Source organism: Paenarthrobacter sp. R1 (assembly GCF_030264015.1).
GTDB lineage: Bacteria > Actinomycetota > Actinomycetes > Actinomycetales > Micrococcaceae > Arthrobacter > Arthrobacter ureafaciens.
Genome location: NZ_CP127115.1, coordinates 548,879 through 572,597, shown reverse-complemented (window position 1 = coordinate 572,597; position 23,719 = coordinate 548,879). Strand labels below are relative to the sequence as shown.

22 protein-coding genes are annotated in these 23,719 nt (G+C 63.9%); 16 read left to right on the top strand and 6 right to left on the bottom strand.

Annotated elements, in window-relative coordinates; all coding sequences use genetic code 11:
* Nucleotides 1-3: 3 nt before the first annotated feature.
* Nucleotides 4-1,302 carry an alpha/beta hydrolase gene (locus tag QN084_RS02815; protein ID WP_069695145.1) on the top strand — a complete coding sequence of 433 codons (1,299 nt, stop codon included), beginning with the start codon at nucleotides 4-6 and terminating at the stop codon, nucleotides 1,300-1,302.
* Complete coding sequence (locus QN084_RS02810; RefSeq protein ID WP_031216066.1) at nucleotides 1,284-3,800, top strand: bifunctional lysylphosphatidylglycerol flippase/synthetase MprF; 2,517 nt, start codon at nucleotides 1,284-1,286, stop codon at nucleotides 3,798-3,800. The genes QN084_RS02815 and QN084_RS02810 overlap by 19 nt, the downstream gene beginning before the upstream one ends.
* A 192-nt stretch (nucleotides 3,801-3,992) precedes the next feature.
* On the opposite strand, the gene QN084_RS02805 is transcribed toward QN084_RS02810, so the two are convergent.
* The 3 genes from QN084_RS02805 to nucS all read right to left on the bottom strand — a co-directional run bounded on the left by QN084_RS02805 (nucleotide 3,993) and on the right by nucS (nucleotide 6,456).
* Nucleotides 3,993-4,196, bottom strand: a complete 204-nt coding sequence (locus tag QN084_RS02805; protein ID WP_017199737.1) for a cold-shock protein — start codon at nucleotides 4,194-4,196, stop codon at nucleotides 3,993-3,995.
* 274 nt (nucleotides 4,197-4,470) lie between these two features.
* Nucleotides 4,471-5,715 carry an N-acetylglucosamine-6-phosphate deacetylase gene (locus QN084_RS02800; protein ID WP_021470988.1) on the bottom strand — a complete coding sequence of 415 codons (1,245 nt, stop codon included), beginning with the start codon at nucleotides 5,713-5,715 and terminating at the stop codon, nucleotides 4,471-4,473.
* 45 nt (nucleotides 5,716-5,760) lie between these two features.
* Nucleotides 5,761-6,456 (bottom strand): endonuclease NucS, encoded by a 696-nt coding sequence (gene nucS, locus QN084_RS02795; protein ID WP_031216065.1) that lies wholly within the window; start codon nucleotides 6,454-6,456, stop codon nucleotides 5,761-5,763.
* 48 nt (nucleotides 6,457-6,504) lie between these two features.
* On the opposite strand from nucS, the gene QN084_RS02790 reads away from it, so the two are divergent.
* Both QN084_RS02790 and QN084_RS02785 read left to right on the top strand, forming a co-directional pair.
* A complete protein-coding gene (locus tag QN084_RS02790; protein ID WP_021470986.1) occupies nucleotides 6,505-6,837 on the top strand; it encodes an Rv1322 family protein in 333 nt (110 codons plus the stop codon).
* A gap of 19 nt (nucleotides 6,838-6,856) precedes the next feature.
* On the top strand, nucleotides 6,857-7,651 hold the full coding sequence (locus QN084_RS02785; RefSeq protein WP_062097158.1) for an alpha/beta hydrolase: 795 nt from the start codon (nucleotides 6,857-6,859) through the stop codon (nucleotides 7,649-7,651).
* Between the two features lie 31 nt (nucleotides 7,652-7,682).
* Here the strand turns inward: QN084_RS02785 and QN084_RS02780 are convergent, their stop codons facing one another.
* The gene (locus QN084_RS02780) at nucleotides 7,683-8,975 is read right to left on the bottom strand and encodes an AI-2E family transporter (protein WP_021470984.1); all 1,293 of its coding nucleotides are present in this window, start codon (nucleotides 8,973-8,975) and stop codon (nucleotides 7,683-7,685) included.
* A 218-nt stretch (nucleotides 8,976-9,193) separates the two neighbouring features.
* On the opposite strand from QN084_RS02780, the gene QN084_RS02775 reads away from it, so the two are divergent.
* The 8 genes from QN084_RS02775 to QN084_RS02740 all read left to right on the top strand — a co-directional run bounded on the left by QN084_RS02775 (nucleotide 9,194) and on the right by QN084_RS02740 (nucleotide 18,632).
* Entirely contained in the window at nucleotides 9,194-10,945 is a 1,752-nt protein-coding gene (locus QN084_RS02775) for a DUF8094 domain-containing protein (protein ID WP_021470983.1), read from the top strand.
* Nucleotides 10,946-10,981: 36 nt separating this feature from the next.
* Nucleotides 10,982-11,968, top strand: coding sequence for a tetratricopeptide repeat protein (locus QN084_RS02770; RefSeq protein ID WP_069695143.1), 987 nt, complete (start codon nucleotides 10,982-10,984; stop codon nucleotides 11,966-11,968).
* A complete protein-coding gene (locus QN084_RS02765) occupies nucleotides 11,968-13,068 on the top strand; it encodes an NADH:flavin oxidoreductase/NADH oxidase (RefSeq protein ID WP_021470981.1) in 1,101 nt (366 codons plus the stop codon). Before QN084_RS02770 ends, QN084_RS02765 begins: the two co-directional genes overlap by 1 nt.
* Before the next feature lie 39 nt (nucleotides 13,069-13,107).
* The gene (locus QN084_RS02760) at nucleotides 13,108-13,974 is read left to right on the top strand and encodes an ABC transporter ATP-binding protein (RefSeq protein WP_083261888.1); all 867 of its coding nucleotides are present in this window, start codon (nucleotides 13,108-13,110) and stop codon (nucleotides 13,972-13,974) included.
* Nucleotides 13,956-15,527, top strand: a complete 1,572-nt coding sequence (locus QN084_RS02755; protein ID WP_069695142.1) for a transporter — start codon at nucleotides 13,956-13,958, stop codon at nucleotides 15,525-15,527. Before QN084_RS02760 ends, QN084_RS02755 begins: the two co-directional genes overlap by 19 nt.
* Nucleotides 15,528-15,626: 99 nt before the next feature.
* On the top strand, nucleotides 15,627-16,409 hold the full coding sequence (nagB, locus tag QN084_RS02750) for a glucosamine-6-phosphate deaminase (protein WP_062097151.1): 783 nt from the start codon (nucleotides 15,627-15,629) through the stop codon (nucleotides 16,407-16,409).
* 8 nt (nucleotides 16,410-16,417) lie between these two features.
* Nucleotides 16,418-16,744: a DUF3039 domain-containing protein gene (locus tag QN084_RS02745; RefSeq protein ID WP_062097149.1), complete on the top strand. Its 327-nt coding sequence runs from the start codon at nucleotides 16,418-16,420 to the stop codon at nucleotides 16,742-16,744.
* A gap of 115 nt (nucleotides 16,745-16,859) precedes the next feature.
* Nucleotides 16,860-18,632 (top strand): DEAD/DEAH box helicase, encoded by a 1,773-nt coding sequence (locus QN084_RS02740; protein ID WP_062097147.1) that lies wholly within the window; start codon nucleotides 16,860-16,862, stop codon nucleotides 18,630-18,632.
* A 236-nt stretch (nucleotides 18,633-18,868) separates the two neighbouring features.
* On the opposite strand, the gene QN084_RS02735 is transcribed toward QN084_RS02740, so the two are convergent.
* Complete coding sequence (locus QN084_RS02735) at nucleotides 18,869-19,495, bottom strand: isochorismatase family protein (RefSeq protein ID WP_069695141.1); 627 nt, start codon at nucleotides 19,493-19,495, stop codon at nucleotides 18,869-18,871.
* Complete coding sequence (locus QN084_RS02730; RefSeq protein ID WP_069695140.1) at nucleotides 19,495-20,784, bottom strand: nicotinate phosphoribosyltransferase; 1,290 nt, start codon at nucleotides 20,782-20,784, stop codon at nucleotides 19,495-19,497. The genes QN084_RS02735 and QN084_RS02730 overlap by 1 nt, the downstream gene beginning before the upstream one ends.
* Before the next feature lie 77 nt (nucleotides 20,785-20,861).
* On the opposite strand from QN084_RS02730, the gene clpS reads away from it, so the two are divergent.
* The 4 genes from clpS (at nucleotide 20,862) to QN084_RS02710 (ending at nucleotide 23,679) form a co-directional block, all read left to right on the top strand.
* Complete coding sequence (gene clpS, locus QN084_RS02725; RefSeq protein ID WP_021470973.1) at nucleotides 20,862-21,224, top strand: ATP-dependent Clp protease adapter ClpS; 363 nt, start codon at nucleotides 20,862-20,864, stop codon at nucleotides 21,222-21,224.
* A complete protein-coding gene (locus tag QN084_RS02720; protein ID WP_021470972.1) occupies nucleotides 21,217-21,783 on the top strand; it encodes a DUF2017 domain-containing protein in 567 nt (188 codons plus the stop codon). The genes clpS and QN084_RS02720 overlap by 8 nt, the downstream gene beginning before the upstream one ends.
* Before the next feature lie 106 nt (nucleotides 21,784-21,889).
* Complete coding sequence (murI, locus tag QN084_RS02715; RefSeq protein WP_021470971.1) at nucleotides 21,890-22,885, top strand: glutamate racemase; 996 nt, start codon at nucleotides 21,890-21,892, stop codon at nucleotides 22,883-22,885.
* Complete coding sequence (locus QN084_RS02710; protein ID WP_021470970.1) at nucleotides 22,882-23,679, top strand: MBL fold metallo-hydrolase; 798 nt, start codon at nucleotides 22,882-22,884, stop codon at nucleotides 23,677-23,679. Before murI ends, QN084_RS02710 begins: the two co-directional genes overlap by 4 nt.
* Nucleotides 23,680-23,719: the final 40 nt, after the last annotated feature.

Sequence of the window (23,719 nt, the reverse complement as noted above, 5' to 3'; positions counted from 1 at the left end):
AGCATGGACTTCCTGTCCGACCTCCGCCTCGTGGATGGTCCGTTCTTCTGGTTTGCATGGTTGTGCGGCCTTGCCGGTGGAATAGTCCTCCTGTGGCGCCGGCAACGTACGTGGCCCGTCGTCGTGCTCGGAGCAGCTGTCCTGGCTGTCGTTATCCTGGCCCTGGTGCACTGGGTTCTTGTCGACCTCCTGGCCACCTTCTCCGAAAATCTTCCCTTTGAGGTGCTGGCGTGGTCCGCGCCCGGAGTGGCGGCCGTCTTGCTGTGTGCAGTACGGCTTCGGCATTCTTCGTGGAAAGGACGCGCGGGAAGTGTCCTGGCTGCCTTGGGCGTGATTCTCCTGAGCGCGGTCCAAGTGAATCAATACTTCGGACTCAACAACACGGTGGCCGACCTTTTGGGCACGGCTGTCGCCCGGATCCAGCCGCTGGAAGCCAGCCTGCAACGAGCGCCCGCCAGCGCACCGGGTCCGTCCGTCACCTCGTGGAAGGCCCCCGACGGCATGCCGGAGGGCGGCATACTTCGTCGCGCGAGCATTCCGGGCACCGAGTCAGGCTTCAACGCGCGCGAGGCCTATATCTATCTACCGCCTGCCTACCTGGCGCCACCCCGTCCAAGCCTTCCTGTACTGGTCCTGTTTTCCGGCCAGCCGGGTGGTCCCTCGGATTGGCTGACGGGCGGTCAGCTACGTGCGCAACTGGACAGGTTTGCGGAGCATCACGGCGGTATCGCGCCGGTGACCATAGTTGTTGATCCCAACGGCTCCGGCAATGCCAACACCATGTGCATGGACAGCCGTATTGCCCAAGCCGATACCTACCTTTCCAAGGATGTCCCTGCATGGATCAGTAAAACCTTGGATGTCTCCACGGCTCCCGGGCAGTGGGCTGTGGGAGGCTTCTCCTTCGGCGGAACCTGCGCCGTCCAAATGGGTACAGCCCATCCGGAACTCTTCACCTCCGTGCTCGGTTTTTCAGCCGAGCAGGAACCGGCCCTTGCCAAGGACCGAAACAAGACGATCGCTGACTCGTTCGACGGCGATGCCGCAGCTTTCGAATCCCGGACGCCTTTGGTACTCATGCAGGAGCGACAGTACGAAGGCAGCGGTATGTACCTCACCGCCGGTGCCACTGACAACGAATTCCTCGGCTACATGCAGGTGCTTGCGGAGGCTGCCCGTTCCGCGGGCTTCGACGTGGAGGACCACTCCATTGAACACGCCGGGCATTCCTGGGACAGTGTTGTCCGCGGGATGCCAGGTGCGCTCGATTTCCTTGCCGGCCGCTGGGGTCTCACCCCGTGAGCCTGGCAGTCCAGGGTGTCCTTCAACCGGTGATCCGTCAAGCGGTGAGGCATGTGCAGTCCACACCGTTTACCTTGTTCGTCGTGGCTGTCTTCCTCACGGTCGCCGCGTTGTCGGGGAGTATACTTTCCGGGCCGCCGGAGTCTTTGCTGCCGATAGCCGGAGTCACCCTGGAGGGTTTGAAAGCGGGGGAGTGGTGGTCCATCTGGACCTCCCTGCTGTTCACGACGAACGTTCCCGCGTTCATCGTGGCGGTGCTCATGGTGTTGATTTTTCTCGGCTTCTCGGAACGCCATCTAGGCTCCCTGCGGACCGCGGGCCTGTTTTTGGGATGCCAGTTCGCGTGTGTCACGGCCTTCCTGCTGGTGACCCAGGTGGCACAGTACGTCAACGACGGTTGGCTCTCGGCAATGGTGGATCATCGGCTCATTGGTCCGTACGGGGCGGTCCTGGCCACCGGCCTCGCCGCGAGTGCCAAGCTCACGGCGCTCTGGCAGCGCCGTTTTCGCACCGTTGCTTTGTCCTTGACGTTGCTGTTGGTCCTGTACGTGGGGCATCCGGAAACTGTGGTGGGGTTCCTGGGCGCGTTGGTGGGCCTGGTGGTTGCCTGGTGGGCCCAAAGCAATGAGGGCAGCCTCCATTTGCACCGTTCCACCGCACGCGAGGTCAGGACCCTGCTCTCGTTGACCACTGCCATCTTCGCTGTCGGACCCCTTCTGACGACGGTAGCGAAGGGTCCGTCCGGTCCGCTGGCGTTGCTGCGGGACGTTATCCTCAACCCTTTGCCCACGCTGAGCCAATTGGAGACCAATTGTGGAGGGAGCATCGATGTTGCCTGCCTTGAACTGGCCCGGCAGGGGTACACGGGGCCTTTTGGATTGGCTTTGGCGGTGGTTCCCATGGCCTTGCTGCTCATCTGTGCCGACGGCATGCGCAGGGGACGTCGGCTGGCCCTGGGCATAGCCATAGGCGTCCAAGTGGTGGTGGTGGCGCTGTCCACGGTCTACCTCGCACTGTTTGCGAGCATGCCCTTGAACATCGCCCGTCCCCGGACCGGGCTGCTGGGGTCAGCGGTGGCGCACATCGTCCCGCTGGTGTTGGTGCCGTTGATCCTCGCTGTCCTCCTCTTTGCCTACCGTGGCCACTTCCGCGTGGACTCTTCCGTGCGGCTCCGCCGCAGGATCTTCTGGGTGGTGGGCGTCACCGGAGGAGTACTTGTGCTTCTCTACGTCGCGGTATGGTTCGCATCCGGCGGGATGACGCGCGACGGCGGCCTGCTGGGTCTGGGTGCCGAGCTCGCACGTCAGTACCTGCCGGTTCCGCTGCCCGGGGTCTACCGGAGGGTTTTTGCCGAGCGCGATGCCCTGGAAGCTTTCCTGTTCTCGTACTCCGGAACAGTCTTTTGGCTGGTGGCTTTGCTGGGCGTGTGGGTTTTGCTGGTCCGGGGACACCACGCCGGTGGCCTGGACCGGGAGTCCCGGGAACGCGCCAGGAAACTGGTGAAAGCAGGCGGCGACTCCCTGTCATGGATGACCCTGTGGGAGCCCAGGAAGTACTGGTTTACTGACGACGGCCATGGGGCTGTGGCCTTCCAGCAACACGGCAATGTGGCTTTGACCCTGGCTGGGCCCATCGGACGGTCGGAGCACCACAGGGATACAGCCCTCGGTTTCCTGGATTATTGCGCGCAGCACGCGTTGGTCCCTTGCCTCTACTCGTGCACGGAGGAGTTGTGGCCTGTGCTGCGGACCAGGGGTTTCCGGCGTGTGGCGGTAGCCCAGGAGACAAGGCTGAGGATCCGGGGCCTGGAGTTCCGCGGCAAGGAATGGCAGAACGTGCGCACGGCCCTCAACAGGGCGGCCAAGATGGGAATTACTGCGGTATGGGGCAGCTACCCGACCCTGCCGCACGGGCTGCGGGCGCAGGTCGGCGAAGTCTCCGAAGAGTGGGCTGCACAGAAGCGGGTGCCTGAAATGGGCTTCACGCTGGGCAGCCTTGACGAGCTGGACGACCCCGAGGTCCTGTGTTGCGTGGCCGTGGATGAAAACGGCCTGGTGTACGGAGTCACCAGCTGGCTGCCCGTGTACGACGACGGAAAGGTGGTGAGCTGGACCCTGGACTTCATGAGGCGCCGTGGCGATGCCTTCCCGGGAGTCATGGAATTCCTTATCGCCTCGGCCGTGCTGCATCTCAGGGATTCCGTGGAGGTTATTTCGCTGTCAGGTTCTCCACTGGCAAGGGAGAAGGAAGAGATGGACCAGCGGCCGGAAGGGCTGGCCGGAATCCTGGACTTGGTCGGACAGGCTTTGGAACCGGTTTATGGCTTCCGTTCCCTGGCTTCCTTCAAATCACGCTTCCAGCCCGACTATCGCACGCTCTACATGTATTACCAGGACCCGTTGCACCTCCCGGCCATGGGAAGGGCACTAAGCCGCGCTTACCTTCCGGGTTTATCAGTGCGGCACACTGCAAGGCTGTTGCGTACTTTGGTTGGTTGAATTGTCAACACCCATTCCCGGTGCGCAAGCTATTCCACGCAGTTTGTGACCAGGTTTGTTGAGATCGGACATATCCGGCATTAAAGGTGCTGTCTTAAAACAGCTTGGCCCCGGTACGAAACCGGGGCCAATCTGGTGTGAAACTGCGTTCGGCCTGTCCTAAAACGGGCCCCGGCAGATTTCGGTGGCTAATTAGACAACGGTAACGCCGGTTGCCTGCGGGCCCTTGGCGCCCTGGCCGATCTCGAACTGAACGCGCTGGTTCTCATCGAGGGTCTTGAAACCACCGGTCTGGATCTCGGAGTAGTGAACGAAAACGTCGCCATCCGCGTCATCCGGGGTAATGAAGCCGAAGCCCTTTTCAGCGTTGAACCACTTAACGGTTCCCAGTGCCATGTATTTCTCCTCATTATGGAACTTCAGTCCGATACACCTCGTACCGGCTTTGTTACTCCGCGAGAAGATCCGCAAACCGACTGGGGCACAGTTGGATTTGCAGGAGCTTCACGCTCGCAACCCGTCTTGCGAGCATGAAAACCACCTACACAAAGACTGCTACAACACTTTCATGAGCGCTGCCGGAGGTCAACGGTCTTTTAGGCAATTTGGCGAAAATTTTCGGTAAAAAGGAGGTAACGCGACACCCTAATTCGCGGGGCGCCGTTTGGCGTCACGACAACCATTCACCATTACGCATCACGCCGGTCAGGCCCAGTTCCTGGTCTGTCGTCACAACGTCGGCACGGAGCCCCCGCCGGAGACCCCCGATCTCGTCGGAAAGGCCCAGGACGGCGGCAGGTACCGAGGTGGCTGAACACACGGCCTCGGGCAAGCCGACCCCGGCGGCGACAGTCCTTCGCACTACACCCAGCAGGGTAGAGGTTCCGCCGGCGATGGACCCGGTGGCATCCAGCGTGGCAACGCCGTTGGTGACGGTCACCGGGGACGGGCCCAGCATGTAGTTGCCGTCCGCCAGCCCCGCAGCGGCCATGGAGTCGGTGACCAGGAGGATGTTCGGAGCGCCGATCAACTGGAAGACCGTGGCCACCATGGCGGGATCAAGGTGGGTGTCGTCGGCAATGAGTTCCACCACCGCTTTGCCTTCCTGCGCCATCCGCAGGCAGGCGGCCACAGGACCCGGCGCGCGGTGGTGCATCGGAGGCATGCCGTTGAAAAGGTGGGTGACGGTGGGCAGCGAGCTGACGCCGTCGAACCCTGCCGACTCCAGGCCTTCCTTGGCCGCGGCGAGGGAAGCGGCCGCAACGGCGTAGTCGCAGTCGGTGTGACCCAGGGATGGGGTCACCCCGTGGGAAGTCATCAGGTCAACCAAGGCAGCAGCGTCGGGGAGTTCCGGCGCGTAGGTCATGGTGGCGAGCTTGCCGGCGGCAGCGAACACCAGTTCCTCCATCAGGTCCAGGTCCGGATCCAGCAGGTAGTCCGGGTTCTGTGCGCCGCACCTGGCATGCGACAGGAAGGGTCCTTCGAGGTGGATGCCGCCAACAAGACCTTCGTCCGCAAGCTTCACGTAAAGCTCTATGCCGCGCAGCAGATCCTCCCGCGGAGCGGTGACCATGCTGGCCAGGAACGTGGTGGTTCCCGAACGGTGGAGGAAAGCGGCTGCCTTCCGGGCGGACTCTTCCTCGCCCGTGGGAAAGTCCCCGCCGTCTCCGCCATGGCAATGGACATCCACCAGGCCTGGAAGGATCAGGTGGCCGGTTGGCACTCCGTGCCGGATCGCGGTGGCGAAGCCGGGGAAATCCTCGGCGTCGAAGTCGGCGGCGGGTCCGGCGTAAGCGATGCGGTCGCCGTCGATGGCCAGGAGGCCGTCCTCGATGACGGAGCCGTCCGTGACCAAAGTTCCCGCGAGAATCTGGAGGCTGGGCGCGGGAGGGGCAGTGTGCTCTGCGGCAGTCATGCTTTCGATTCTAGTGGCCTGCGGCACAGCACCCGGGAAGGGGCGTCAGAAGAGCCGGGACTCACTGTCATCCACGCCGCGCATGGCGTCATAATCCAGGGTGACGCAATCAATGCCGCGGTCGTTGGCCAGGACCTTGGCTTGGGGCTTGATCTGCTGGGCGGCAAAGATGCCCCGTACGGGAGCAAGAAGCGGATCGCGGTTGAGCAGTTCCAGGTAACGGGTCAACTGTTCCACGCCGTCAATATCGCCGCGGCGCTTCAACTCGATGGCTACCGTGCCTCCGTTGGCGTCCCTGGCAAGGATGTCTACAGGCCCGATTGCCGTGAAGTACTCCCGCCGTATCAATGAATAGCCCGGTCCCAACGTCTCGATCTGCTCGGCGAGCAGGCGCTGGAGGTCGGCTTCGACGCCGTCCTTGATGAGGCCCGGGTCCACTCCCAGTTCGTGGGAGGTGTCATGGAGGTGTTCATGGATGTTGATGATGAGGCGGTCATCGGTTTTAGCGGACTGGACCGTCCACTGCTCCACCACGCCTTCCTCCACCTCGGTCTCTTCCGGGGAGATAACCCGGAGGGTGGCCGGCGGGCTCATCCAGTTCAAGGGCTTGTAGGAGCCGCCATCGGAATGCACCAGGACGGAGCCGTCAGCCTTCACCAGCAGGAGCCTTGTGGCCAGCGGCAGATGGGCCTTAAGGCGGCCAACATAATCAACAGAACAACGGGCTATGACAAGTCGCACCCGCCCCACATTACCGCTTGGGTGCCAGCGGCAGGGCAGAATGGATGCATGCCCCGCTCCAACAGGCCCCGTCGCAACGCGTCCGGCATGCGTTCCAGCAAATGGGCCGGCGAGCCTCCTGATCTGGACCTTGAAAGGGCCCGGGCAGGTATCGCGAGGCGGGAAAGCGCACCCGACGGCGACTGGATGGTCCGGACGATGACCGCCCGGAAAGCGGAGAAACAATACATCTGCCCGGGTTGCTCCACCGCCATCATGCCCGGCATCGCGCACCTGGTGGTGTGGTCGGACAGCCACCTGTTCGGTGAAGCTGCGGGCCTGGCCGAGCGGAGGCATTGGCACACCAATTGCTGGACTACCCGGACCTACCGCTACCGCTGATTCCCTTAGGCTGGATGCCATGACTTTCGATCCCGCCAGCTTCGTCTTCACGCCCCAGGATGCTCCATCGGAAATCCGTGCTTCCACTGTGCTTCCCGCCCGTCGGGAGAATGTGGAGTTCACCACAGAGGACGGAAAAGTCTTGGTTGGGGAGTTGGCGCTGCCGGAGTCCGGGGAGATTGCGGCCACGCTCATAACCCTCCACCCGCTGCCCACCCATGGCGGATTCATGGACTCCCACGTGTACCGCAAAGCCTCCTACCGCTTGCCGGCGCTCTCCGGGGTGGCGGTCCTGCGGTTCAACACGCGCGGCACCAGTTCCCCGCGGGGTACCAGCGACGGCGGGTTCGAAGAGGGGATCGGGGAGCGCTACGACGTCGAAGCCGCGGTCCGCTTCGCCGTGGAGCGCGGGCTGCCGAACCGCTGGTTGGTGGGGTGGTCCTTCGGAACCGAGCTGGCGCTGATGTACGGGGCCGTGGAGCCGGTTGCCTCACAGGTGGAAGGGGCAATCCTGTTGTCGCCGCCCCTGCACCGTGCCACCGATGTGCATCTGAAGGAGTGGGCTGCAGCCGGCAAACCGCTGACGGTGCTTGTCCCGGAGCATGACGATTACCTCCAGCCTGCCGAGGCCGCCCGGCGCTTCAGCCTGGTGCCGCAAGCGCGGCTGGTGGGAGTCGACGGCGCCAAGCACCTCTGGGTCGGAGAGAAGTACGCGGCGCGCGTCCTGGATGAAATCGTCGACGACGTCACGGAAGCGGGTGCGGGCGCGGACGGATTGCCGCGGACCTGGGCGGGGCCGGTAGCGCAGGGTTAGGGCCCGGCAGCGCTCAGCGCGACAGTGCCCGTCAGTGCCGGTCTTGCCGGACGATGAACACTTCCTTGATCAGCAGCATGATGGCCGCCGCTGTCGGGATGGCGATCAGGGCGCCCAGGACGCCCAGGAGGCTGCCGCCGGCGATGACGGAGATCACGGCAACGGCCCCCGGCACGGCTACGGCCCGCTGCATGATGCGCGGGGAGATGAAGTATGCCTCGAACTGCAGGTAGGCAAAGTAGGCGATCGCGTAAATCACGGCCGTCTGCCATCCGGCGGTGAGTGCCACCAAGATGACCACGACGGCGGCGATCATGCCGCCGACCAGCGGAATGAACGCCAGCAACGCCACCACAAAGGCCAGCAGGACGCTGAAGGGGATGCCCAGGATAGTCATCACGATGAACGCGAACAGTGCATTCAGGAGTGCGACGCAGGCCTGGCCTATGACGTAGTTGCCCACGGAATCGGTGATGGCCTCCGACAGGGCTTCGACCCGGGGCCGGCGTGAACGCGGAGCCAGGCGGTAGGCCCACCGCTTCATGGAGGGAAGCGCGGCCAGGAAGTAGAGGCTGAGCACCAGGACGATCAGCGTGCCGAACAGGCCGTTGGCCACGGACGAGCCGAAGCCCACTACGCCGCCGAAGATTCCGCCGACTGCCTCGGAGTTTTGGCCGAACTTGTCCAGTTCCGTGGTGATCCTCTCCCGGAGGCCAAACTGGTTGTCCACCGTCCGGAAGAAGTCGGAGTTGAGGAAATCGCGGATCCAGTCGGGAGCCTGGCGCACAATCTCCGATACCTGGCCCACGATGGTGGGGATCAGGGTGGCGAAGAAACCGGCGACGGCGAGGACCAGCACGGATACCGAGATGAGGATTCCGGCAGGGCGGGGAATCTTGCGGGATTCGAGCCAGCGCACCACGGGGTCGAGCCCCAGGGCTATGAACAGTGCGGTGACGATCCACAACAACAACTGCGTCGTATTGCTGGCGATGTAGTACACCAGCAATGCGACCCCGACGCCGGCAGTACCCATGAACCCGACGTACAAGGGATGCTGCGAGGACATCCTGGGGCCGGGGGCCCCGAAGTTGCCTTCGTCCTCTCCCTTTAAGCGCTCCGCGTAGTCATCGGATTCGTCCTCGGGCGGCATTTCGAACCGGACGCGCGTCCGGGCGCCGGGTATGGGCTGGCGCAGCCTACGGCCCAAAGCCGCCCAGCGTCCCGTCCGCACCGGGACCGTCACGGAGGTCCCCTCGGCGGGGGCGTCCACGCCGGGCGTACCGGATCCGTCGACGGGCCGGGGGTCCAAGTGGTCTTTCACGCGGGTCGGGTTCCTTTGCTCGGTAACGACGGTTATGTCATCTCGGCGGCATTTCCGGGCCTAAAAGCAGCCCGGGTACCATGATGATCGCCACACTATCAGGAGCCTGTATTTGCGCTTTGACAGCGCCGTTACGGGGATTCGGGTGTGTCCGGGCCCGAGGCCCGATCTGACTCTTTGATAACAAAACGGTTACCCTTGAAGTTCAACGACCGCTGATGATAGGTGATCCTGTGCGTTTGAAGACTGCAGCCACGCTGGTGCTGCTGGGCCTGCTGACGATGCTGGCCGGCATTGGCCAGCTGACTTTCTGGGCCCCCTCCGAGACCGTGACGGCCTCGGTACCCAGTGACACTAAAGCTGCCCCGTTGACGGTAATCGACCAGAAGTTGATTGCCCTCCACGAGGGTCCGGTGAAGATCAAGATCCAAGGTGAAGGAAACTTCATCGTCGCCACGGGACGGCCCGACGACGTCGAAGCCTGGGTGGGCGAAACCGCCCACAACACCCTCACCGGGGTATCGCAGGACCAGAAGTCGCTGGAAGTCACCGCGGAGGACGGCGAGGCTACGGCCCCCACGCCGGTAGGTTCGGATCTTTGGGTCAACACCGAAGAAGGCAGCGGCGAGCTCGACTACACGTGGAACCCGCCGGCCGGCGGCGAGTGGTCGCTGCTGGTAGCCAGCGACGGAACCAAGCCCGCGCCGTCGTCGATCTCCATGACGTTCCCGAACAACGCCACCACACCGTGGGCTGTTCCGCTCATCGTCCTGGGCATCATCATCATCCTTGTCGGCGCGGCACTGCCGTTTGTCGCCAGGGCACTGGCCGCACGCCGCAAGGACAACGACGACGATGCCCCCCGTGATGGCGGAGAGACCACCGCTCTTCCGGTGCAGTCGCCCGCAGACGGCGCCGACCGCCGTCGTACGCCAGGTACAGAAGGGTCCGCCCTCCGCGTCACTGCCGTTGCCGGCGCCCTCGTGGCCACGCTGGTGGGCGGAACGGCCGTCGCGGCCCAGGCCGTGCCGGCATCGAACCCGGGTTCCCCGAGCGCCCCGGCCGCCGAAGGCGGCGACGCGCAACCCGTCATGCTCGAGTCCCAGCTCCAGCGCATCCTCGAACAGGTGGCCAGCACTGTGGATGCAGCCGATGCCGCCAAGGACGCCGCCAAGCTGGCACCGCGCGTGGACATGATGGAACTCCAGGTCCGCACGGCCAACTACAAGATCCGTTCCGCGGTTTCGGCCTACGAGGCACGCATGCCTGTCCGCGCCACCAAGCTGCAAAGCAGTGTTATCAGCACCAAGCGCGACTGGCCGCGTACGGTCTTCGCACTGACCCAGGGCGACGGCAACGTGGTCCCGCAGGTGCTGACCTTGGTCCAGCTCTCGCCGCGCGAGAACTACAAGCTGTGGGGAACGGCTCCCCTTCAGCCCGGCACCAACTTCCCCTCGTTCCCGGTGCCCCGTGAAGGAACCGCCCCTGCCGCTGCCGATGACAAGACGGGCCTTGCCTACAGCGGCAACGAAGCTTTGGGCATCCTTGGTGAGATGCTGACCACGCCGGACTCGCCCAACCGCAGCAAGCTTGCTGACGGGCAGTCCTCGCCTTACATCGCCGGTGCCCTGACGTACCAGGCGGAGACGGTCAAGAACGGTACCAGCGCCAACTTCAAATTCACCCATACCCCGGTCACCAACCAGACGGTAGTGCTTCGCACGGCCGACGGCGGTGCCTTGGTGGTCGGCCGCCTGGACTTCTCCTTCGAGGGAACTCCCAAGGCCGCCGGTGACAAGCTGATCCTTGAAGACGATTCAGCCGTCTTTGCCGGTGGCAAGGAAACCACGACGGGTATGTCGCTGAACTTCGCAGAGTCGGTGGCGGTCTACATTCCGCCGGCCGGTTCCTCGGATCCGATGAAGCTCGTGGCTGCGACCCGCGGCCTCGTGGGAGCCAGCTTCAAGTAGCCTTCCCACGGCATGGCAGCGGCTAGAGTGGTCGGTATGAGTTCGCCCGGATACCGTCCCACTCCAGCCGCTGCCAGTCAGCTTAACCTTCGTGGCGCCGTCGACCTCTCGTCGTTGCGCCGGCCTCCCGCACCGCCGCAGCCGCCTGTCGCGGCCGCCTCTCCGGAGCCCACGGAGAACGGAGAAGCTGCAGCCGGAGGCCCGTCGCTGCGCGTCGACGCCACGGAAACAAATTTCCAGGACCTGGTGCAGCTGTCCGCCCAGGTGCCTGTGCTCTTCCTTTTGTGGTCGCGCTACGCGGCCGATTCGCCCGGCGTGCTTGCCGCAGCGCAGCGCGTCGTGGAAAGCTTCGGGGGCAGGCTGGTCCTCGCTGCTGCGGACGTAGACACCTTCCCGCAGCTTGCCCAGGCATTTCAGGTACAGGCCGTTCCCACGGCCGTTGCCGTGGTCAAAGGCCAGCCGGTTCCCCTCTTCCAAGGGCCTGCCGACGACGCCCAAATCAAGAGCCTTGTGGAGGAACTCCTCCAAGTGGCAGCCGCCAACGGCGTGACCGGAAGCATCGGCGACGGCACCCAGGGTGCTGAAGCAGAGCCGGAACCCCTTCCGCCGCTGCACCAAGCCGCAATCCACGCGATTGAAGCCGGCGACTACGCCGGTGCAGCCGCCGCCTACAAGCAGGCGCTCCTCGAACAACCGGCTGATGCTGATGCGAAGGCGGGCCTGGCCCAGGTCGAGCTGATGGCCCGACTGGAAAAACTGAGCGCGGCAGATGCCGAAAGCCTCAGGGAACTTGCCGCACAGGAGCCTGATAACGTCCACGCGCAGCTGGGCGTCGCCGATCTTGATTTGTCCGGCGGGCACGTCGAGGACGGCTTCAACCGCATCATTGCCTTCATCGGGCGGAACTTTGGGCAGGAAAGGGAAGCAGCCCGTGTTCGGCTCCTTGAGCTGTTCGAGGTAGTGGGTGTATCCGACGAACGTGTTGCCAAGGCGCGGCAAGGGTTGGCGAGGGTGTTGTTCTAGTGCCCTCCGCGCTGTTCAGCCCGCTCCAGCTGCGTTCGCTCACCATCGCGCATCGCGGCTGGGTTTCTCCCATGTGCCAGTACAGCTGCCTGCCGGAGACGGGGGAGGGGGTGCCCAACGACTGGCACCTGATGCATCTTGGTTCCTTTGCGTCCGGAGGTGCGGCCCTGATCATGAGCGAGGCGGCAGCGGTCAACCCCGCCGGACGGATCAGCCCGCGCGATGCCGGCCTGTACTCTGACGAACAGGCGGCTGCGTGGGAGCGTATCGTCGGATTTGTCCATGCCCACGGGGCCGTGGACTGCAAGATCGGCGCACAGCTGGCCCACGCCGGGCGGAAGGCCTCTACTTACTGGCCCTTCTCCGGGAAATCCGGGACCGTTCCTCCTGCAGACGGTGGTTGGCCAACGGTGGGGCCCACAACGGATGCTTTTGACGGCTACGCAGCGCCGGCGGCGATGACGGAAGAAGAAATTCTTGGCGTTGTGGCCGACTTTGCAGCCGCAGCGCAACGAGCGGTGTCGATCGGCTTCGACACCGTTGAGATCCATGGCGCCCACGGCTACCTCCTGCACCAGTTCCAGAGCCCCCTGATCAATACCCGCTCGGACGCGTGGGGCGGGGACGAAGCCGGCCGCAACCGCCTCATGCTCGCCGTGGTGGACGCCGTCCGGGCTGTGATCCCCGATTCGATGCCGTTGCTCCTGCGGATCTCCGCGTCGGATTGGGCCGACGGGGGAGTCGATGTGGAGGCCTCGGTCCGCCTCGCCCGTGCGGCCGCAGAGCGCGGCGTGGACCTTGTTGACGTTTCCAGCGGCGGCGCGGTTGCCCACCAGTCCATCAAGGCCGTGCCCGGCTACCAGGCCGGCTTCGCCGAGCGGGTAAAGCACGACGCCGGTGTTCCCACCGGAGCTGTGGGGCTGCTGACCAGCCCCACCCAGGCAGAAGACATCGTCGCCAACGGGCGGGCCGACGCCGTGTTCATGGCCCGCGCTGCACTACGCGACCCGCACTGGTGGTTGCGCGCTGCATACGAGATCGGGCACGAAATTTCGTGGGTTCCACAATACGAACGGGCCATTCCGCGCCACGGCTTTTAGCTCTGACGGAGGCGGACAGTGCCCGGCTAGGCTGGAGGCATGAGGGAACCAGACCATGAAAACAGCAGCCAGTCCCTGCCCGCTCAGGAGCCGTCGGTAACGGCCCACCCGCAGGAGGTATTCGGGGCGACACAAACTCCCGGGGTCCAGCAGCCTTCTGCGTTGTCCATCCGCGGACTCGCCAAGCGCTTTGGTGACAAAATCGCCGTCGACGGTGTGAGCCTCGAAGTTCCGGCCGGGTCTTTTTATGGAATGGTTGGCCCCAACGGGGCCGGCAAAACCACCACCTTGTCCATGGCCACCGGACTGCTCCGTCCGGATTTCGGCACCGCACTGGTACACGGGGTGGACGTGTGGGCGCGTCCCTTGGAAGCCAAGAAGCTCATGGGAGTGCTGCCGGACGGTGTCCGCTTGTTTGACAGGCTCACCGGCGAACAATTGGTGACCTACGCAGGTCTGCTGCGCGGTATGGACCGGGACGTGGTTAAGTCCCGGGTGGGTGAGCTGCTGGCAGCCTTCGACCTGCAAGCTGATGCGGGTTCGCTGGTGGTGGACTATTCAGCGGGCATGACCAAGAAGATTGCGCTGTCCTCTGCCTTGATCCATGCGCCCCGGCTCCTCGTCTTGGACGAGCCCTTCGAGTCCGTGGACCCTGTTTCCGCGGCCAACATCAGGGGAATCCTGGACGGCTATGTAGCCTCCGGGGGAACCGTCATCGTCTCCAGCCACGTCATGGACCTCGTGCAGCGCATGTGCAGCCACGTAGCCGTGGTTGCCGGTGGCCGGGTCCTGGCTGCCGGTTCCGTGGACGAGGTCCGCGCAGGCTCCACCCTGGAAGAACGCTTTGTCCAGCTTGTAGGTGGCGGTCACCGGACGGAGGGGCTCGAATGGTTGCGCACCTTCTGAGGCTCAAGTGGCGGCTGCTGCTGAACGGCTTTAGACGCAGCCCGCTTCAATTGATTGGTATGGGCCTTGGCCTGCTTTATGCCCTCGGCATGCTGTCGCTCCTTATCGGAGGCCTGATTGCACTTCGCTGGGCTGATGCCGGGATTGCCCACACCGTGGTGGTGTTGGGAGGTGCGGCGGCCATCCTCGGCTGGGGAATCATCCCGCTGGTGGCTTCCGCTGCGGACATGACGCTGGATCCGGCGCGGTTCAGCAGTTACGCCATACCGCCAAGGCAATTGCTCGCGGGCCTGGCATTGGCCGGGTTCATCGGGATACCGGGACTGGCAACACTGTTGGCAGCCCTGGGCACGGTAGGGACATGGTCCCGGAGTTTTCCGGCTGCCGTGGGAGCCTTGATCGGTGCTCTCCTGGGTGCCCTGACGTGCATAGTGCTGTCCAAGGTCGTCACGACGGCGACGGCCGGGCTGGCGTCTTCGCGCCGGTTCAAGGACGTTAGCAGCATCATCGTCTTCATTCCCCTGGTGCTTTTGGGGCCCATCATGATGGGGATCGTGGAGGGCATCCGTGGCAGTGGGGATTACCTGCAGGCACTTGCCCGCTCCGTCTCCTGGACGCCGTTGGGTGCGGCATGGTCCCTTGGCGGCGACCTGGAAGCCGGGAACTTCGCGGCTGCAGGACTTAAGGCCGTCGTTGCCCTGTCCACCCTTGCGTTGTTGCTGTGGTGCTGGCACGTCCTGTTGCAGCGGGCGCTGGTCACGCCTCCGTATTCCGGCGGCTCCGCAAAGAAGGGCGGCAAACTCGGCCTGTTCGGGGTGCTTCCCGGCACGCCCGCCGGAGCGGTGGCCGCGAGGGCACTGGTGTACTGGTTGAAGGACCCGCGATACGCCGGCTCCTTGGTGGTGATACCGCTGCTTCCGGTGATCTTCTTCTTCAGCGGAAGCCAGACGGGCAGCTATGGCATGCTGATGATCCTCGGCCCGCTGACGGCGTTCATGATGGCTTGGTCCATTTCCGCCGATGTCTCCTACGACAACACGGCTTTTGCCTTGCACCTGGCTTCCGGGGTCCGTGGCGTGGATGACCGACTGGGCCGCGCGCTGGCTTGCCTTGTTATTTCCTTGCCCGTGGTCCTGGTCTTCACCATTGGCCCTATCGCCGTCACCGGAGACTGGATCTGGCTCCCGAATCTTCTGGGCCTCGCTGTGGGAACGTTGTTCTCCGGCCTCGGATTGTCGTCGGTCATTTCTGCCCGCTACAACGTCGCTGTTCCTCTGCCCGGCGACAGCCCGTTCAAGAAGCCGCCTGGCAATGTGGCCCAGACACTCGCGGTGCAGGGCGTGGGCATGCTGGTCCTTACCGTCCTGCTGCTGCCCGAGTTGGCATTGGTACTGGTTCAAGTCATCGCAGGCGGGCCGGAGGCGGGATGGGTCAACCTTGCCATAGGACCGTTGCTGGGGATCGCCCTCTTCATAACAGGTGTGCGGTTGGGCGGGAGATGGCTGGACGTCCGTGGTCCTGAACTGTTCGCGCAATTGAGCGTGAACCGGTGAGCGCATGTCACAACCCTGCCAGCACCATGATTAGTTATAGGACATGGGATATCCTCGAGAGTAGTTTGTAAGCATCCGCAACCGTTGAAAGGCCCGACGATGGAAGTTGTCATTCTCCCCGGCACCAAACAGATAGGCGCTTTGGCTGCCGACGCCATCGAGGCGCTGGTCAGGAGGAAGCCCAACGCGGTGCTGGGCTTGGCCACGGGATCTTCGCCGCTGCCCATCTACGACGAACTTGCCCGACGCTACGAAGCCGGCAACCTGGACTTCAGCCAGGCCCATGGGTTTGCGTTGGACGAATACGTCGGGCTTGAGGCTGGTCACCCGGAGTCTTACCGCGAGGTTATTCGGCGCGAGTTCACCAACCGGGTGAACATCAAGCCTGAGAATGTCCACAGTCCGGACGGTACCGCGGCGGATCTGGTGGCCGCCTGCCAGGCGTACGAGGATGCCATCAAAGCGGCCGGTGGGGTGGATCTGCAGATATTGGGCGTGGGGACTGACGGCCACATCGGGTTCAACGAGCCCGGCTCCTCGCTTGCCTCGCGCACCCGCATCAAGACCCTCATTGAGCAAACCCGTAAGGACAACGCCAGGTTCTTCAGGAACATCGATGAAGTTCCGCACCATGTGGTCACCCAGGGCCTTGGCACCATCATGGACGCCAAGCATGTGATCCTGGTGGCAACGGGTGCCCAAAAAGCCCAAGCCGTGCGGGATTTCGTCGAGGGGCCGGTGGCGGCGATCTGTGCCGCGTCCGTGCTTCAGATGCACCCCCATGCCACCATCCTGGTTGACGAAGCCGCGGCGTCCTCGCTGAAGTTGGCCGATTACTATCGCCACACCTACGACAACAAGCCGGAGTGGCAGGGGCTTTAGCCGGTAGGATGGATGGCATGACTACGCTTCCTCCGGATCCATTCGAGAACGACCCCATGCGAGAGCTTTCCGGAGCCGGAACGTCCACTGCCACCATTGAGCGCGAGGAAACGCGCCAGGAAGTGGAACCCGGCGATCGTGAGCGGTTTGCGCACTATGTGCGGAAAGAAAAGATCATGGAGTCGGCAATGACCGGCGAGCCCGTCATTGCCCTCTGCGGCAAGGTCTGGACGCCGGGCCGTGATCCCAAGAAGTTCCCTGTCTGCCCGGAGTGCAAGGAGATCTATGACGGCCTCCGTCCGGGCAATGACGGCGGCCCGGGCGATTCCAAGTAGTGGCCGGAAAGTCACACCAAGCCCTCTTTGATCACTGCCGCTTAGCGGCTTGCCGCCCCGTTCCGGCCGTGAGGCCGGAAGCGCCGGGCGCTGCCATTTGCCTGGGGGACCTCGCATGACAGAAACACTTTTTGGTGGCCCATCCCTGCCTCCCGCCTATCCGGAACGCGCAGCGTGGGGCACCGCCCCGAAGCTGCGCGCCTGGCAGCAGGAGGCCCTGGACCTCTACATGACCCGCAGCCCCAAGGACTTCCTTGCCGTTGCTACGCCGGGTGCCGGTAAGACGACCTTCGCGCTGCGGATTGCCACCACTTTGCTCGACACCGGCGTGGTCAACCGCGTGACCATCGTGGCGCCGACCGACCACTTGAAGAGGCAGTGGGCAGATGCCGCCGCCCGTGTCGGAATTGCCATTGATCCCAACTTCAAGAATTCCGATGGCCAGCACGGCCGCGGATTCGTTGGTGTTGCCGTGACCTACGCCCAGGTGGCCAGCAAGCCCATGCTGCATCGGGCCAAGACCGAAGCCGCACGCACGCTCGTGATCCTGGACGAGATCCACCACGGCGGCGAGGCGCTGTCCTGGGGTGACGGGCTTCGCGAAGCCTTTGATCCGGCCGCGCGCCGCTTGTCCCTGACGGGTACGCCCTTCCGCTCGGATACTTCCCCGATTCCGTTCGTTGAGTACGCGGAGGACCGGGACGGAATCAGGCGTTCCAAGGCCGACTACACCTACGGGTACGGTGACGCACTCCGCGACCACGTGGTGCGTCCGGTACTCTTCATGGCCTACTCGGGCCAGATGCGCTGGCGCACCAGTGCCGGTGATGAGATGGCGGCCTCGCTCGGCGAAGCGGCGGTCACCAAGGACATCACGTCCCAGGCATGGCGAACAGCACTGAACCCGGCAGGTGAATGGATTCCTGCTGTCCTCGCTGCGGCTGACAAACGCTTGAGCGAGGTCCGCCGGACCGTTCCCGACGCCGGGGCGCTGGTCATTGCCACGGACCACGAGGATGCGCGTGCTTACGCCGGGCAGTTGAAGAAGATCACCGGCGAATCGCCCACGGTGATCCTTTCCGATGATTCCAAGGCATCGAGCAAGATCGAGGAATTCTCCGCAGGAAACCAGCGATGGATGGTTGCGGTCCGCATGGTGTCGGAAGGCGTCGACGTTCCCCGCCTGGCGGTGGGTGTCTATGCGACGTCAACGTCCACGCCGCTCTTTTTCGCCCAGGCAGTAGGTCGCTTCGTGCGTGCCCGCAAGCGGGGCGAGACGGCGTCGGTCTTCCTGCCGTCCGTACCGCCGCTGATGGTCCTCGCGAACTCGATGGAGGCCGAACGGGACCACGCGCTTGACCGGCCGGAGAAGGACGACGACGGCCTTTTCAACCCTGAGGAAAACCTCATGGCGGAGGCCAACCGTGAGGATAAGGCCTCTGACGAACTCACCAAGGGGAAGTTCGAGGCCCTGGACTCCCAGGCCTCGTTTGACCGTGTGCTGTTCGACGGCGGCGAGTTCGGCACCGGGGGAGACATCGGTTCGGACGAGGAGCTCGACTTTCTGGGCATCCCGGGGCTCCTCGACGCCGACCAGGTGGGCATGCTCCTCCGCCAGCGCCAGCACGAACAGCAGTCGCGCAGGAATCGGAAGGCTCCGGCAGCGGAAGCAGCCCCCGCCATACCGGATCACCGCATGCTGATGGATCTGCGGAACGAATTGGCCAAGAATGTCTCCGCCTGGTCCGCGCGGACCGGAACCCCCCATGGCGTGGTGCACACAAAGCTGCGGGAATTGTGTGGCGGCCCGGCCGTGGCGCAAGCGAACGAAGAACAGCTTCAGGCTCGCCTGCGCAAGCTCCAGGACTGGTTCATCGGACGCAAGTAGCCCGCCCGGCGCTTCCTCTATCACGTCCCGACGGGTTGGGGCCCTTCCTCTATCACGTCCCGACGTGTTGGGGGGTTTCCTCTATCACGTCCTGAGGTCTTGGGGGGGCTTCCTCTATCACTGGTGCCTTCAAGAAAATGACGAAACGCTCCCCAAAAGGGGAGCGTTTCGTCGTCTGACAGCTGATAGGCCGGTGATAGGGCGTTGGGGGAGGTGGGGTGGGATGTGATAGAGCGTCAGGGGCGTTCGACTTCGACCCCTGCGGCTTCCAGTTCCTCGAAGACCTCCTCCGGGTCCTCGGCTATCCCCGCTGTCAGCTCCGCAATGACCGTGGTGTTGTACCCCGCCTGCACGGCATCCAATGCCGTGGCCCGGACGCAGTAATCGGTGGCCAGTCCTACCACCACCACGTCTTCCACATCGTGGCTTTGCAACCAGTCATCCAGGCCGATCGCGTCCTCATCCAGCACTTCAGTGACCGCCTGTCCCGCTTTCAAGTCGCCGGAAGGAACGTCGTCTTCCGGGGCGAGCACTCCCTCGAATCCGGAATAGGCGGCGGTGTACTGCCCCTTCCGGAAATACGCTTGGATGAATTCGGGGTCGAGGTCCTCGTGGATTTCGGCGCCCTTGGTCCGCGCGCGGCAGTGCGGTGGCCAGGAGTCCACCATGTCCGGAGTCTCGGAGAAATGGTCGCCGGGCTCGATGTGCCAGTCCTGCGTTGCCACAATGTGGTCGTACTGCTGCTGGTTCGCGTCAAGGTATTCGCTGATGGCGGCCGCCACTGCGGCTCCGCCATTAACAGCCAGTGAGCCGCCCTCGCAGAAGTCGTTCTGGACGTCGACGATGATCAGTGCCTTGGACATCAGTTCTCCTCGTACACGGTGGGGATCGCTGCTTCGCCACGCTGCAGCCGGTTCACGACGGCGGGCAGTTCAGCCATGCTGGCAGCGTGGCGCTCCTTGGCCCGGATGACGCCTTCAGGACCAGTCCAGCCGGGGAGGACCTCGCCGTTTTTCACGAACTGCTGCAGCAGTGAACGGTCGTTTCCGTCATCCTCGGGCCGGTGTCCGATGCCCACGACCTCCTGCGTTGCCTTGCCGCGTTCGTTGAGTTTTCGAAGGGCATATTTGCGTCCGCCCACGCTGGTCTTGTTCTTGGCGGCCTTCGCAACCGAAATGAACTCGCCGGCGTCGTTGGTGCGGCTGACCAATTTGTAGACCATGCTTGCCGTGGGTGCTCCGGAACCGGTGACCAGCGAGGTGCCCACACCGTAGGAGTCCACGGGTGCGGACTGGAGGGCGGCAATGGCGTACTCGTCCAGATCGGAGGTCACCACGATCCGGGTGTTGACGTTCCCCAGGTCATCCAGCAATTGCCGGACCCACTGGGCCTGCGCCACGAGGTCTCCGGAGTCCAGGCGCACGGCGCCCAGTTTGTCGCCCGCGAGCTCGACGGCGGTGCGGACCGCCGTCTCGACGTCGTAGGTATCCACCAGCAGGGATGTTCCCGGGCCGAAAGCCGCGATCTGGGCCTCGAAGGCCTCCCGCTCGGTGTCGTGAAGAAGCGTGAAGGAGTGGGCCGCCGTGCCCACGGTCTTGATCCCGTAGCGCCTGCCGGCTTCCAGGTTGGAGGTGCTGGCAAAGCCGGCGATGACAGCGGCACGTGCTGCCGCCGTCGCCGATTCCTCCTGGGTGCGCCGGGAGCCCATCTCGATGCACGGGCGGTTCCCGGCCGCCGAGGTCATCCTCGAGGCGGCCGAGGCGATGGCGCTGTCGTGGTTGAGGACCGAGAGGATGTAGGTCTCCAGGATGCAGGCTTCGGCGAACGTTGATTCAACAATGAGGATGGGGGAGTTGGGGAAATAGGCGTCTCCCTCCGCGTAACCCCAGATGTCTCCGCTGAATTTGTAGTTGGCGAGGTAATCCAGTGTTTCCGGGTTGACCACCTTGTTCTTCGCCAGGAATTCAAGCTCGGCGTCCCCGAACCGGAAATCGGCGATCCCCTCGAGCAGGCGTCCGGTCCCGCCGACCACGCCGTACCGGCGTCCGTCGGGGAGGCGGCGGGCGAATGCCTCGAATACCGAACGGCGGTGCGCGGCCCCCGAGTGGAGTGCCGCCTGCAGCATCGTCAGTTCGTAATGGTCTGTGTACAAGGAAGTTGCGGGGTGGTCCCACGACGTGGCTCTACTCACGAAATTCACTCTAGTGCGAGCCGCCATAGAATGGACAGATGAGCCCTAGCGTTGCGTTTGGTACGGATATTGATGAACGGACGGAAGCTTCAGAGCTGGCTGCCACTGATGTCCTGACCGCCCCGGACATCCCCTGGAACCTTGTGATCTGGAACGACCCCGTCAACCTCATGAGCTACGTCAGCTATGTTTTCCAGAGCTACTTTGGCTATTCCGAGTCCAAGGCACACAAACTCATGATGGAAGTTCACCGGAAAGGCCGGTCCATTGTGGCCCACGGGAGCAAGGAGCAGGTTGAGCAGCACGCTGTAGCCATGCATGGCTTCGGCTTGTGGGCCACCGTGGAAAAGGCCGCCAGCGGCAACGAAACACCCGGAAAGGGCGGCCGCCAGAGTGGCTAAGGCATTCAAATACGGACTCAAGGGCATCACCGGCTACCTCGAACCGGCCGAACGGGATCTTCTTCGCGGGCTTCTGGACGACGTCATTTCCATGCTCGAGTCTGAGGCCAAGGAGAATGAAGATCCGTTGGCGGCCATGATCGGCCTGGACATGGACGTGAAGAAGCCTGCCGACCGCGCCCTCCTGCGGCTGCTGCCCAACGTGATGAAGGACGACGACGCCGGCTCGCTCGAATTCCGGCAACTCACCGAGCGCTCGGTGCGGGAAAGCAAAATCGGTGCCCTGCGGGCAACGGCAATGGGGTTGGACAAGGACGACCTCGTCCTGACGCCGGCCGATGCCCAGCGTTGGTCCATGGCGCTGAACGATGTCCGCCTTGTCTTGGCCGAGCGCCTCGACATCCGGGACGAGGCTGACGCCGACCATGTCCACAGCATGCAGGACTGGAGCCAGGCCGAGGATGTTGAGAGCTACCTGGCCTTGGTCTACAACTTCACCACGTGGCTCCAGGAGTCGTTGGTTCAGTCGATGTTGGCCGCGCGGCAGGCGAAGCCCTGAGCCGCGCGGACGGACGCTGCCGCCGCTCCCGTGTGACAAATCAGACACGGGCGGGGAGACGCAGCTAATGGCCGCGCACCAAGGGAAGCCTTATTCTCGAATAATCATGACTTCAGCATCGGGCAACTCAACAGGCGTTTCCACTGAGCTTATGGGCGCGCGTCCGATCGGTGTTTTCGATTCCGGTGTTGGTGGCCTGACGGTGGCCCGCTCCATCATCGACCAGCTCCCCAACGAGTCAATCCTGTACGTGGGGGACACCGCCCATGGACCCTACGGGCCGTTGCCTATTGCCGAGGTCCGGGCCAATGCCCTCGGCGTCATGGACGAACTGGTGGATTCGGGCGTCAAGCTGCTCACCATCGCCTGCAATTCCGCCTCGGCCGCGGTGCTTCGGGACGCCCGGGAGCGCTACACGGCCCGTTACGGAATTCCGGTCATCGAGGTGATCCAACCGGCGGTCCGGCGCGCAGTGTCCGCCACCCGGACCGGGCGCATCGGAGTCATCGGGACATCTGCCACCGTGGGTTCCAGGGCCTACGAGGACACCTTTGCCGCGGCTCCGGACCTTTCGATTACGTCCGTGGCCTGCCCCTCGTTCGTAAACTTCGTCGAGGCGGGAATCACCACGGGCCCGGAGCTCCTGGCGGCAGCAAACGAATATCTGGAACCACTCAAGCAGTCCAACGTGGACACCGTAGTCCTGGGCTGCACGCACTATCCCTTGCTCACCGGCGTGATCTCGTTCGTGATGGGTGAGGACGTCACCCTCGTCTCCAGTGCGGAGGAGACCGCCAAGGACGTCTACCGGGCCCTGGCGAACGGCGGCATCCAGCGGACTGAGGCAAGTGCGCCCAGCCATGAGTTCATTGCCACCGGTGACGCAGCCCAATTCGAGACCCTTGCCCGCAGGTTCCTTGGGCCGGAAGTTCTCTCGGTCAAGCATGTCGACCATGTCTCCGCCCAGTATCCAACAGGTAGCCTTGCCCGTATTACGCCGGAGATGCTTGCAGCGGCCAGGGCCGGGGCGGGCTTGGCCCGCCGGTCCTATTTCGTCCAGCCGGACAACGGTACGCGGGCTGCGACGGAGAGTGGACTATGAAGCTGACGATCGTGGGCTGCACGGGCTCATTCCCGGGACCCGGCTCGCCGGCGTCGTGCTATTTGGTGACCGCCCACGACGGTGAGCGCGAGTGGAAAATTGTCATGGATCTCGGCAGTGGCGCCCTGGGGGCCATCCAGCGGTACACCGACCTGGAGGACATCGACGCCATTTTCCTGACCCACCTGCACCCGGACCACTGCATGGACCTCTGTGGCCTGCATGTTGCTGTCCGATGGAAGCCGGGCGGTTGGGGCCGTGACCGTCTTCCCGTGTGGGGTCCCGCTGCGACGGCGGACCGGATGGCAACCGCGTACGGGCTCGACCTTGATCCCGGTATGCACGAGGAATTCGACTTCACCAACTGGGCGGAGCAAAAGCCCGTGACGGTCGGACCCTTCACCGTGACCCCGTACGGCGTGAACCATCCGGTGGAAGAGTGCTACGCATTGCGTGTCACCGCAACAGAGCCGGGCAAGGACGGCACGCCGGTGACCCGGGTGTTGACGTATTCCGGGGACACCGATTCCTGCCAAGGCCTGGAAGACGCGGCGCAGGGGGCGGACCTTTTCCTGTGCGAAGCGGCCTTCGAGGAAGGCCGCGATGACGCCATCAAGGACGTCCACCTCACCGGGAAGCGTGCCGCGGAGGCTGCGGTGAACGCTGGAGCCAAGCGGCTGCTGCTGACCCACATCCCCGTCTGGACGTCCCAGACGAAAGTGATGGCTGAGGCCAAGCCGGTGTTCAGCGGTGACGTCGCTGTGGCTGTTGCAGGGGTCCACTACACGGTCTAGCCCAACTGGGCCGCAGCCCTGCATCCTCGATAGGCTGGGG